Below are 12,051 nucleotides of genomic sequence, written 5' to 3' on the forward strand. Positions count from 1 at the left end.
CCTCCAGGGCCCGGCCGCACCGGTCGTCGTTGAGCGCGTCCGGCTCGATCCCGAAGATCTCCGCGACCGCCCACTTCTCGGCCCAGCGCTGGACCCGGACCAGCGGCGTCGGGGAGGACAGCCGGTTGGCGACCAGCGCGGCTATGACCTGGCCGTGGGTGTAGCGGGCCTTCTTCTCCTGGATCGGGCAGAGCCGGTCGATGATGCCGACCAGGTCGAGGCGTGCCAGCAGGTCACAGACCACCGGCAGCGGGCCCAGGAACTTCTCCACGCTCGGGGGCCCGTAGAGCAGATCCGCGGCAGCCAGCACACGACGAACCGTCCCAGACCGGAAGCCCTACACACCAGGGCGATCAACACACCACAAGATCAAAGAGTCACACGTTCAGGACACCGCACGAACGTGCGGAGTACAGGTTGCCGGGCTGCTTCCGGGTTCCGATCTTCGCGACGACTTCTTCCCACTGCTCCGGCGTGATGATCGGCTCCCACTGTCCGGCCACCGGCTGACCGGCCGGGTCACGGACGATCTCCACGTGCCGGCACGTCTCCCCGGTCTCGGGGTTGAACTCGGCGACGTTACGGCCACGCCAGCCACACAGGCGCGGGTTACGCAGATACGGCTTGAGGGTGGCGACCCGCCACGGCTTCCCCCGGCTGCCGGTGACCCCCCGCGCGTTGAGGCCCCTCACGATCGCGTCCACCGGGATGCCTTCCCGCACGTCACGGCACATCTGCCGGACGATCGGGGCTTCTACCGGGTGCAAGGCGGCGTGGTCATCGGCCCACCCGAACGGGCGCGGTCCCGACCCTGTCGTGCCCTCGGCSTGCAACTCCAGGTGCTTACGGCGCACGCGCCGCGCCGTGTCCGCCGACGCCTTGTTCGCACAGGCAACCAGGATACGGGCGGTGAACCGCCCATTGTCCGTCAGAAGATCGAAACCGCCCGTCAGACCAACCACCGGGCGGCGGTAGTGCTCCACGATCTCGATGGCGTCTTCCAGGTCACGCGGGTCACGCGCCAACCTGTCCAGGTCGGCGACCACAACACCCTGAATGACCCCGGACCGCAGATCCGCCAGCATCTCTTCCCACAGCGGGCGGACTACCCGCCACACAAGCGTTCCGTCAGGCAGACGGATCTTCTTCTTCTTGTAAGCCGATGTGTCGTTCTCGGCGTAGACCTTCCCCGCGATCCCGTCAACCGACTCCACCCAACCACGCTCGTCGGCTTCCTGACGGGCGATGCCCTTCTCATCCTTCTTGTCATCGTCGGAGATCCGCAGGTACAGACCCCAACGGCGACCGGTGAACGTCGTCAGCGACAGCGCACCGCCAGCGTTAAAACTCGGATAGGCGACCGGGGCAGGGAGCGGACGGCGCGTATCGCCATCCTTCGTCATCACCATACGATAAGTATAATTCGGAAAAGATGCTCGTGCCGATGTCCAGGAACTGGCGTATTCCGAGCTCACCGGCAAGGTGGCGGGTGGCCCGGATGAGGAACGCCCGGTTCTGGCGCGCGGTCACCTGTAGCCCGGGGAAGGCATGGAGAGCCTGGTCCGCGGCGGCCCGGTCGGCGGGGAAATTGTCTTTCCCACCGAGGTAGTAGTCGTACATGCGGGCGGAATGCGGAAGGTCGGTCCGAAGATCAACGGTCGGGATCTCGTCCATCAACTTCCGCCAGCGCCCCTTACCGGGAGTGTTGTTCGTCACGCCTGATCTCCCGTGCCACCGTCATGATCAAGGATCGGATGTTCCGGTTCCCGGATCATCTCAAAGATGGGCCCGTGGGATCGAAAGGCCATGCCTGTTGCTGATCTATAGATTTTCGGGGGGACGGTAAGTCGAAGCCAGATGTTCCCGACCACTGTCACTCCGCCGTCACTCCGCCGTCGGTCCGCGCAGGTCCACCCGCTGCCCGGCTTTCCGGCACAGCGGGTGGACGTCACGTGGGTCTGATGCCTGTCACGCCGGTTGGGTGGGGCTCCCGTCCGTCCGTTGGCGGCGCCGGCCGCGAACCAGCCCGGCGGTCGCGTCGAGGGCGAGGAAGGCCAGGAGAGTCACTCCGAGCACGGGCAGCGCCCAGCCGACCGCGGCGGTGGCCAGGACCGGGGCGACCAGGGCGGGCCTGGGTACCCGCCGCCAGGCACCCCGGGCGGGGGCCGGGCCGACGATGCCGGCATGGCCCGCTCGGGTGGGACGGCGCTGCCACCACATCCGGTAGCCCCAGACGATCACGCAGACCAGGCCGCCCGCGAGGCTGGCCAGCAGGATCTGGTTGGCCACCCCGAACAGCTCGCCCATGTGCGCGGCGATGCCGACCTTGCTGAGTTGCGCGAGCAGCGGCCAGCTCTCCCAGCGCACCTCGTTGACCGCCCTGGCGTCAGCCGGGTCGACCGCCACCTGGTCGAGTCGTACCGGCCAGCGCCGGTCGGTCTGGGCCACAGTCCACGCCGTGCCGGCCTCGGCCGGTGGTGTGATCTCAACGGGTCCGTCGAGGCCCGCCCCGCGCGCGGCGGCGATGATCCGGTCCACCTTGTCCACACCTGCCGCGTCCGAGGAACTGGTCTCGGTGGCACCGGCGATGGTGTGGCCCTCGTGTTCTCCACCGATCCCACCGTTGCCGCCCGCGGGGCAGCCTGGGGCAGGGCGGTGTCGAGATCGGGGGTGTGGCTGTCGGCGGCGTCCAGGGCGGAGGAGAAGTGCGCCCCGGCGTAGCGAGACCAGGTCAGACCGGTTGCGGACAGGAACAGCAGGCCGATGAGCAGCCAGACGCCGAGGCTCCCATGCCAGGCCACCGAGGGCGATGATCCACAGCCAGCTCGCCGCGACCTCCGAGTAATGCCGGCCGAACGCGCCGAGATGCAGGTTGCGGTGCAGGTCGTCCAGCCAGGTGGTGAGCGGCGTGCTGCCCCACCAGGTGGTCAGCTCGCCCTGGACCCGGCTCGTGTACGGGTCGACGTAGACGGTGCGCTGCCTGTCGCCCAGGTCGGGGATGTTCAGGACCACCCGGGTGGTCCGGTCGGGCGCGTCTCCGGTGAGCACCGAGCTGAAGGTGCCTTCGGGATGGGCGTCGAGCGCGGCGACCACCAGGAACGGCGCGACCAGCACCCCGGCGTAGAAGTGCAGCCGCAGCAGCAGCCGCCGCCCTCCACCGGACGTCGACACGGGCGGGTAACTCGACGTGTCGGTGGACGACGTGCCAGGGGACGACGGGTCGGGTACGGACGCGTCGGGAGCATCAGGTTGCCGTGGTTCCGGGACGCCCGGCGTCGCGGCGGGGTCGGCAGCGTGCGTGGTCGGGTCGGTGGGAGGGGTGGTCTGGTCGTCGGGGGGCAGCCCCGCCTGGTCGATCGTGGTCACAGGGGTTCTCCGAACAGGCTTGTCGAGGACATGCGGCACCGCCGCGGCGTCGCACACGGGCAGTGGCCGCGGTCGGATCCCGTGCCGCGTCAGATGCGGACGGGTGGCGACAGGCCGGATCCGGGCATCGCGAACAGGCCGTCCGGCCTGTGTGCGACGGACGGCTCTGGCGGTGCTGATCAGGCCGGAAGCAGGTTCGGTGGACCTCTGCGAACGACCAGATGAACAAGCTGGGCCAGCTGCGGGGCCCGGCGCGCCGGAGGCCGCCGCCGCGGCTCCGTGCGGGCGGGCAGCGGGCAGGCCACAGCCGGACGTCGCCGGCGGCGCAGGTGGCCGACCGCCCGGCGCGCCACCACCGCGACCCCACGCGCGGCCCGCCACAGCAGTCGTTCTCCGGCGGAGAGCCACCATGCCAGCAGCAGCGCGGCGCCGACGTGCGCCAGCGCCATCCTGGGCCCGCCGGGCAGGAGGTCGATTCCCGTGGCGCTGTGAGCCGTGCCCGCAGTCCCGGTCGAGAAGCCGTGATGGGTGTTCACCCCGGGCTCCGGCGGCACGGTCATGGCGAATGCCAGATGCAGGCCGGCCTGGACGCCGGCCACCAGACCCGCGATACGCCGCGGCGACATCCGCCGGGCGGCGTTGCCCCAGCACACGCGGGCCGCGAGGGCACCACCGCAGGCGGTCACGGGCGAGCTCGGCAGCTCACCGCAGGCCGCCACGTGCGCGAGAACGGCGAGAGCGACCGCCAACCCGGCCACCGTCGAGGCACGCACACCCCGCCCGACCGGTGTCGCCGCCCAGCTCACAAGATCAGTATCTTAGCCACAAAAGGAAACGTGACCCAGCTGATTGCCCGCACAATGCGGGCGGCGCATGACGCGGCCGTGGCGATCGCCTGCCGCCCTCGTAAAGACGCGCGCCAGGCGCAGCCTGGTCAGGCCTGGTGGCCGACTACCCGTGCCGCCGCGATGCGATAGAAGGCGGCTGCCGGCTCGTGCCGACCGAATGGTTCGAGATAATGTGCGGCGGCATCGCGCGCGGACTGATCCCGCGGACCGATCCGAGACCAGCGTCAGGCCACGTTCGGCAAGGTGGGCGGGCAGCTCGGCGGGATCGAGACCGAACCTCCGCTCAGCCGTACTGCTCGAGCACCTTACTGATCACACCGCGGGCGGACGGCGAGAAATCCCGCCAGCCGTCGCCGAGGTCGGCCGCGAACGAACGTTCGTAGCCCGTGTCACGTAGACGGATGCTGGGCAGATACGCGGAGTGGAACTGGACGGACAGTTTGAGGCCCTCGGCGGTGGCGACGGCGACGGGCCCCGCGCCGAGAGACAGGGCGTCGAACACCTGAAGTTCGGTCCGGTCGGAGTAGTGAACAAAGATGACCGCCCAGCCGGGGCCGCCCGCGGGGTCGGGAACGAACACGGGTGACTCGCTGGTGGTGCCGGCGGGGAATGACCAGGCCGACTGTTCGGTCATCGTCTCCAGGTCAATGCACACCAGGGACGACGGGATCTCCCGTGACGGCAACTGGTCCACCGGGACAACGCGATAGGGGTGATCCCGGTACATCTCGACGATCCGGGTCGCCAGCATCTCGGTGTCGCATCCCCAGTACGACTGCCACAGGTAGCGGCCGCGCTCGAGCCCCGGCCGCCGCATGTCACGGCCATAGAGAAGCGTGGCCCAGTGGCGTTCCGCGTCCAGGAAGACACGGCTGTCCCTGACCTCACCGGTTCGGCCGTCGATCACGTAGCGGCCGACCGGTGAAGCGTCCACCGGGGCGGAGACGAAGCCGTGCAGGCCCTTGGCGAGGCCGGATCCGGTTCCCCAGACGCTGTCGGCATCGGTGAGCGCGTAGTTGAGATCCCAGCCGTTCGAATGAGCGAGGTACATTGTGACGTCGTCGCCGTCCTGGCGGTAGTCGGCGAAGTGGTGGAACGACTCGCGTGGGACGCGGGCGTGGGTCACCGGCACGCTGCGGCCCCGCCGGGCGACGGTGAGGTYGCGCTTGGCCACCAGATAGATGTCGGTGAAGGGCAGATGCGGTTTGGTGCGGCCACGTCCGGCGACGGTGCCGGGCTCGGGCTGGAACCCGATCTCCGTGAAGATCACGTAGTCCTGGGTCACTGTCATCTCGTGCACGCCCTGGGTCAGGTGCGCGCCGGGCACGTGCCACGTCTCGACGTCGCCGTGCCCGTCCCAGCGCACCACCCACATGGGTCCCTCCATGTCGGAGGTGGACAAACCCCGGGGACGGAGGTTCGTGTTGCACCACCACATGCAACTGTCGTCGAGGTCCTCGACCGGGTGCGCCGCCGTCCGCACACCGGGGAACAGGGGATGCGCGACGACCTCGGGGTATTCGCTGACCCCGCCGAGAAACGTCTTGAACTCCAACGTCGCCGGGTCGAACTCGACCGGCCGCTGGCTCAGCCCGGTGAGCAGTAGCCGGTCGCCGAAGAAGTGCGGCGACACGTTCGTCAGGGACGGCCGTCCGCCGGCGGTCAGTCCCGCCAGCTCGGCCGGTGGCAACGCCCGGCTGAGGCCGCCGAGAAGAGCCAGGTCGGGCGTGACGACCCGCTTCGTCCGCCAGTGCCTGGTCTCGAGGTCCACATGGGTGAGCAGGCCCGGCCCGGCGAACATGAAGTCGACGGCGGTCGGCTGCGACGGCCCGATGACGAAGACGTTCCCGGTCAGCCCGTCGGGCCAGCGCCCGGCAGTCACCGTCAGGTCGACATTGTATTCGGCACTCGGCTCAAGGGCATGGTGAAGTGCGTGACTCATGTCGTTTCCTTCGGAGTTCGGCTCGGCGAGCTGAATTCAGAACTCGGTCGCGACCGGCGGTGCCCGGTGAGGATTTGCCAGGAGCGAGGCGCGGATCTCGGAAAGGTACTGACATGCGGGAACCGGGCCGCGTTTTGGCGGGAGCGAGGGCTGCCATGGTCAGGCCTGTTTGCCCGAGATGGAGAAACTGGGACCGCCGCCATACGCGGTGCTTACAATGAAATGCTAGTGGAATTTCCGGGGCGATGCGGGTTGAATAATTTCAACTGATGGATCTATTGGCGTGTCCGTGTCCGTGTCCGTGACCGTGTCCGTGACCGCGGTGCGGTTCGCCGTGGGATGACCTATCTGCCGAGAAAGGTGAACGCGGCCCAGTAGACGGGATGCTCGTGGGCCCGTCGGGTCTCCCAGGCATGGCGAACGGCCGGCGAGGCGTCGGTCGGCGGACCGTAGTCGGGTATGCGGAGGAGATCCGGGAACTCGCGGACCTTCTCGCCGTTCGTCGTCCGGCGCACCCAGAGCTGCGCCCGCCGCAGGGCCTCCGCCGTTTCCACTCCGTCATCCCGCCAGAGCTGGTAGAAGCGGGCCATCAGGGCGGCGCTGGCGACGTCGTCCACCGACCACTGCGTGGCCACCACGCCCGGCGATCCGGCCTGCAGCAGGCCGGTGGCGAGGCTGACGAACTCGTCCGGCAGGTCGTCACCGATGACGGCCGTCTGGCAGGCCGACAGCACGGTCAGCCGGGGGCTCATCCGGTCGAGCCCGCCGATGTCCCGCAACGTCATCGACTGGTCGCCGACGAGCAGAAGCCGGTTGCTGAGCGGATCCATCGGCTCGGCCACCCCGTGGCAGGMGAAGTGCAGCACGTCGGATCCGGACATCGCCGCGAGCACTCTCGCCCGGGTTGCCTGTCCGGCGCGCAGGACCTGGGCCTCGGGGCCGAAATGGGCCGCGACGATGTCGGTCTCGACCTGGGCACCCGGCAGCGGGTCGGCACCCGAGGAGGCCGGGTCCGCCACGGCGAGCAGCAGATCACCCGAGCGGGCCGGGCCCGGCGCGATCCGGGTGGCGGCGAGCGCGCGGACACTGGGCGCGTAGACGAGGGTGAGCCGGTCGAGCGCGTAGGTGCCCGCGCCGCCGACGGTCTCCGCCAGCCTCGCCGCGTGCAGCGGCGCGGAGCCCAGCAGGCCGCCGGGCATGAGCACGGCCCGCCGGTACGGCGCGAGCAGCCTGAGCACCGGGTCCATCACCGCCCGGCCGAGCCATCGGGACGCCTCCTCGTAAGCGTCGAGGTCGTCCTCCTCGGCGGCCTGGACGCACCGCCCTACCCACCTGCGCTGGTTGGCCAGGGTCAGCTCGGGCAGCCACACCACTTCCACGGGGGTCACCTTCGACGCGGTGACGACGAGGGCGAGGCCGCCCCGTGGCGTGGCCGCCAGGTAGACCAACGGGACCCGGTCGGCCCGCGTGACCCTCTGGACGTCGGCGAACGAGGGAGGGAGGAGGAAGGACTCGTAGCCCGGCACGGACCTGATCTCGCCCACCACCCGCCGCAGCTCCTCGCGGGCGTCACCGAGCTCGGTGGCCAGCTCGCGCAGTGGCGCCTCGGGATCCCGCAGGGTGGGATCGAACACCGGGACGTACTCCATGTCGAAGTCGGGCTCGAAGCTGCGCTCGGCCTCGGCGCCGCGGGCCGCGGCGCGCTCGTACCGCTCCCGCAGCTCGCCGTGACCGACCGCGCCCAGCCGGTCCAGGTCCACCCGCTGGCGGTCCAGGGCCTCCGAAAGCAGGACGGCCCGTCCCGCCTCGAGCACCTCGACCGCCTCCTCGGCCCGGTTGAGGCGGGCCAGCGCGAACGCCGCGCGCGCGGCCATCGACCCGGCGCGGCCCAGCCAGTCCTGCTTGTCCTCGCGCCGCGGGTAAAGAACGGAGATGGCCTGCAGGCCCGTGACCGCGTGCCCGTACGCCTCCGCCACCTCCGCGTAGTCCTGCCGCCGCCAGCCGAGATGGCCCCAGCCCTCGGCGCACGGCACCGTCGCCAGGGGACTCGCGCCCGCGTGCGAGCACACCGCGCGCGACGCCCGGTACGCCCGGGTGGCGTCCTCGGGAAGCTGGCTCGTGGACGCCTTGGCCTGCAACGCGTTGGCGAGTGTCGTCTGCACCGCCATCGCCTCCATCGACCCTTCCGGCATCAGGCGGGTGAGCTCCTCGAAGCGGTCCATCGACCGGTCCGCGGCCTCGTCGTCGCCGTCGCGCTCGGCCCGGACCGCCTCGCAGTAGGCCAGCAGCATCAGGATCGAGGACTTCGTCCGGTTCTCCACCTCTCCGGTCCGCAGCGCCGACTCCAGCACGACGCGGGCCTCGCGGAGATCGGCCGGGCGTCCGAGGCTCATGTGGCGCTGGATGAGGAAGCGGGCGAGCAGCTGCGCGGAACTGTGGACGAGGGTGAAGTCGCGCCAGTCCTGGCGTGCCTCGCGGACGAGGTCGATGGCCCGGTTCAGATCCCCGAACCGGCGGCCCCGGTAGAGGAGAAAACGCGTGAAACAGCAGATCGCGAGCATGTAGGCGTAACTCGCGCGTTGCTTGCCGGACCGGCTCGGGTCGCTCATCGCGCGGTCCTGCTCCTCGATAGCCTGATCGAGGAACTGGGGGTCCTGCGTCTGCCGAAACGAGGAGTAGTGCCGGAAGGCCTGCGGATGCCACGCCGCGGGGCTCTCCGTCAGGCCACCACTCGCCTCACCGACCGGCATGTAGTCCTGGATTCGCCGCGCGGTCCGCAGGTCGGCCGGGTCGTGGTGCCGTTCGTGCCGGTCGACGAGGCCGTCGACCAGCGCGCCGCAGGCGAAGCGGACGACTCCCTCTTTGTCTCCGCCGCTCGCTGCCGGGTCGAGCTCGTCGAAGATCTCGACTGCACGGTCCAGATCCCGTTCGCGGTTCGGGCTGAGCCGGTACCGCACGGACAGCGCGGCGATCAGTGCGCCCTGGACGATCAGCTTGGACGGCGAGCTGGCCGGAACGCCGCCGACCGCCTCCTCGAGGAGGACGACGAACTCCTCGGCGTCCTCGACGGAGGACGTGTGCCGGAAGCAGACCATGGCGGCCATGCCCAGCATGACGGCGACACCCGCCCTTATCTCGCCCAGCTGGCCCGCCAGACGGTACAGCCGCGCTCCGAGCTCTCGCGCCCGCCTGGCATCCTCCAGCCGGGTGGATGTGATCAGACAGGACATCATCTGGGCGTCGAGCATGAGCCGGCCGGGATGAGCCGTGTCGACATCCCGGCCGATTTCGTTGATCACTTCGATGGCCCGGTCGAGGTCCGCGAGATCCCGATGGCAGTGGAAGCGCGACTGCAGGGAGATGGTGAGGTTCTGGGCCGCCGCGATCCTCGCCACGAGGTCGGTCGCGGCTCCGAGCGCCCGTTCGTCCTCGGCGACCGCCTCGTCGACCTCCGCGCAGGGCACAGCCGCGGTCCGAATCACCGTCATCTGCCCGGCCATCAGCCCCGCMCTCCCGAATCCCGCTTACCACGCACTGCAGTTACCCTTTGCGGTGTCACAGCTGGTCAATTCTCTGCGCTGTTCAGGATGACGCGACGATCTGGGTGTCCGACACGGCTGTGAAGTCGAAGTCGGGGCTGCCGGGGACGGTCGCGAGGACCTGAAGGAGGATGCGTCCCGTCACCACGTCCACCGACGTTCTCTGCATTCTTGCGGTGTCCTGGAATACCTGCTCGACGGAGGTCCCGTCCTCGAAGACCCATCGCGCCCGGGAGATACGCCTGTTCTGGGTGAAGCGGTCGACGCCGGTGGCGGGGTCCTGCTTGGCGTAGCCGGGAACGAGGCCGACGGCGGCGAGCCGCACCGGTTCGGGCAGCGTGAACACGATGGCGACATCCGTGGCGTCGCCCGGCGCGCGCCAGGCGGTCGACGGGGTCCCGTCGACCATGTTCGTCGCGTCGTAGCTGATCGTCGCGCCCGCGCCGTCCAGGGCCGGGGGAGCGGTTCGGCTGGCCGAGACCGACGCCCGGGTGGTGATGTCCGTGTAGGTGCCGGTGGGGCCCGAGTAGCTCGACCGGCTGTGGTTGTCGCTCGGGCGGTTCGCGGCCACGACCGTCGCGCCGAGACCCACGATCACGAGGATCGCCAGCCCGCCCAGGGGCATGGATATCCAGAACAGGGCCTGCCGCCAGCGGCGGTACGGCTGTATCTCCACGGAGCTCACCGCCCCCGCTCCGCGGGGACGTCCGGTGTTGCCATTCTCGTGTTCATCGAGATATCACCCCGAAAGCCGCAGGCCCTGTCGCGCGAGCGTCCAGGACGTCAGTTTCTCGATGCTGTCGTCGACCCGGCTGTCGTCAGAAATGATGGAGGTGGTGAGAAAGAACTGAACCTCGCCGAACGCGTGCCGCATGGACCGCAGCATGTTTCCCTGGTGCAGGTTCTCGTCGAGCCAGCGCACGAGGGCCTCCTCGCCGTCCTCCACGCCGTCCTCGATCAGGATCCGACTGACGAGGTCGCGTTTGCTCACGACCACGACCAGCCGGGCCTTCTTCGTCCGCACGCCCATCGCCTCGAGGTTCTGGACCGTCTGCGCGAAGACGAACTCGGGTTCGCGCCTGGCCCGGACGCCGCTGTACCGGTTCTGGTCGGCGCGGTCGAGCCGGGCCCACAGCGCGTCTACCGACAGGGGGTCGACGACGAACAGGAAGGTGCGCGCGAGGGTGAGGAACTGCAGCTCCTGCAGGCGTTCGGATTCGTTGAAGTACTCGCCGGCCGGGTCGAAGACGTGGATGAGTCGCCGGCCGCCCCGCCGCGGCTCGACGTAAAGCGAGTAGGCGCGGGGAAGCCGGATTCCGGTCTTCGCGACCTTGTCCGACCTGATGAGCTCGCGGCGGGCCTGGGCGTCCCATTTCCGGGTGTCCTCGTCGGCCAGGGTGAGAGTGGCGCCGCTGCGTCCGGCGATCGCCTCGACCGCCATCATGATGACGATCATCAGCCGGGTCTTGCCGGCGCCGGCCGCGCCGAACACCGGGAGCACCACCTCCGCGGCGGTGCCCACGCTCTCGGCCAGCGGAGCCTCGCAGTGCGCGCAGAAGGCGTTCATCCGGTGGCTGCCCAGCAGCAGCAGGGTGGGCAGGCGCTCCCCGCACGCGCAGACGCGCCGGACGACGCCGTACCTGCCCGGCCGCACGTCATGGTGGCGGACGGTGCAGTTCCGGCACTCGTAGGACGGGTAGAAGCCGCGCCGGTAGCAGGACGGGCAGGTGATGCGCACCCCGCGGATCCACAGCAGGACGGTGTCGATGCCGCGCAGCAGGTAGATCCCGAGGAACGCCAGCAGAAAGACGGCCAGCAGCACCACGCCCTGGGCCGTCGCCACCAGCGAGATGACGGCGAGGCCCAGGATCGTCCCGGCGAACAGGCCGACCATCAGGACGACGCCCACCGGCCAGTGCCAGTCCATCGCCCCGTAGCCGAAGAAGGTGTTCTTCACCCACCGCCGGTGATTCCGGCCGAGCGCGGCCAGCCGCGGCCAGACGAGACCGTGCGCGTGCCGTAGATCGTGACGGGCCTGTCCGAACAGGTACTGCCGGTAGGCCGGTTCCTTCCCGTCCTCGGTGCGCCGCGGCGGCGGTTGTTCCGGCGTGGCGGCGGCGGGGTTCGGTCCCAGCCCCATCGCCCGGCCGAATTCCTGGAAATAGGCGACGACCAGTGCCCCGGCGACGTACAGGGCCGCGGCGCCGGCGATGAACGGCCCGGGCACGGTGAAGAAAAAGAAGGCCAGCCAGATTGCGATGATCAGCAGGATCAGTGAGCCCATCATCGCCTCACCTCCCCGCCCGCGAGCTGTGGTTCATGGATGCGTCCCMGAATCGCAGAACTGGAGAACAGT

8 protein-coding genes and 2 pseudogenes are annotated in these 12,051 nt (G+C 69.7%); all 10 read right to left on the bottom strand.

Annotated elements, in window-relative coordinates:
• Positions 1-310 (bottom strand): DUF4277 domain-containing protein (locus BBK14_RS21875; RefSeq protein ID WP_071065117.1); only part of this gene is annotated, 310 nt, incomplete at its 3' end.
• A gap of 67 nt (positions 311-377) precedes the next feature.
• Positions 378-1,403 carry a recombinase family protein gene (locus tag BBK14_RS21880; RefSeq protein WP_198541379.1) on the bottom strand — a complete coding sequence of 342 codons (1,026 nt, stop codon included), beginning with the start codon at positions 1,401-1,403 and terminating at the stop codon, positions 378-380.
• A 28-nt stretch (positions 1,404-1,431) separates the two neighbouring features.
• Positions 1,432-1,674 (bottom strand): annotated as a pseudogene (locus BBK14_RS21885) (SAM-dependent methyltransferase); the annotation flags it as partial.
• Between the two features lie 294 nt (positions 1,675-1,968).
• A complete protein-coding gene (locus BBK14_RS42330) occupies positions 1,969-2,547 on the bottom strand; it encodes a PepSY domain-containing protein (RefSeq protein ID WP_420849184.1) in 579 nt (192 codons plus the stop codon).
• Between the two features lie 38 nt (positions 2,548-2,585).
• Positions 2,586-3,423 (bottom strand): annotated as a pseudogene (locus BBK14_RS42335) (PepSY-associated TM helix domain-containing protein); the annotation flags it as partial.
• Positions 3,424-3,545: 122 nt separating this feature from the next.
• Positions 3,546-4,115: a hypothetical protein gene (locus tag BBK14_RS21895; RefSeq protein WP_420849185.1), complete on the bottom strand. Its 570-nt coding sequence runs from the start codon at positions 4,113-4,115 to the stop codon at positions 3,546-3,548.
• A 382-nt stretch (positions 4,116-4,497) separates the two neighbouring features.
• Complete coding sequence (locus tag BBK14_RS21900; protein WP_071065122.1) at positions 4,498-6,156, bottom strand: carotenoid oxygenase family protein; 1,659 nt, start codon at positions 6,154-6,156, stop codon at positions 4,498-4,500.
• Between the two features lie 344 nt (positions 6,157-6,500).
• Positions 6,501-9,644, bottom strand: a complete 3,144-nt coding sequence (locus BBK14_RS21905; RefSeq protein WP_131802378.1) for a CHAT domain-containing protein — start codon at positions 9,642-9,644, stop codon at positions 6,501-6,503.
• A 94-nt stretch (positions 9,645-9,738) separates the two neighbouring features.
• The gene (locus BBK14_RS37250) at positions 9,739-10,371 is read right to left on the bottom strand and encodes an NADase-type glycan-binding domain-containing protein (RefSeq protein WP_131802380.1); all 633 of its coding nucleotides are present in this window, start codon (positions 10,369-10,371) and stop codon (positions 9,739-9,741) included.
• Between the two features lie 63 nt (positions 10,372-10,434).
• Positions 10,435-11,982 carry a TRAFAC clade GTPase domain-containing protein gene (locus BBK14_RS21915; protein ID WP_071065125.1) on the bottom strand — a complete coding sequence of 516 codons (1,548 nt, stop codon included), beginning with the start codon at positions 11,980-11,982 and terminating at the stop codon, positions 10,435-10,437.
• Positions 11,983-12,051: the final 69 nt, after the last annotated feature.

The sequence above is a fragment of the Parafrankia soli genome (assembly GCF_001854695.1).
In the GTDB taxonomy this organism is placed as follows: Bacteria; Actinomycetota; Actinomycetes; order Frankiales; family Frankiaceae; genus Parafrankia; species Parafrankia soli.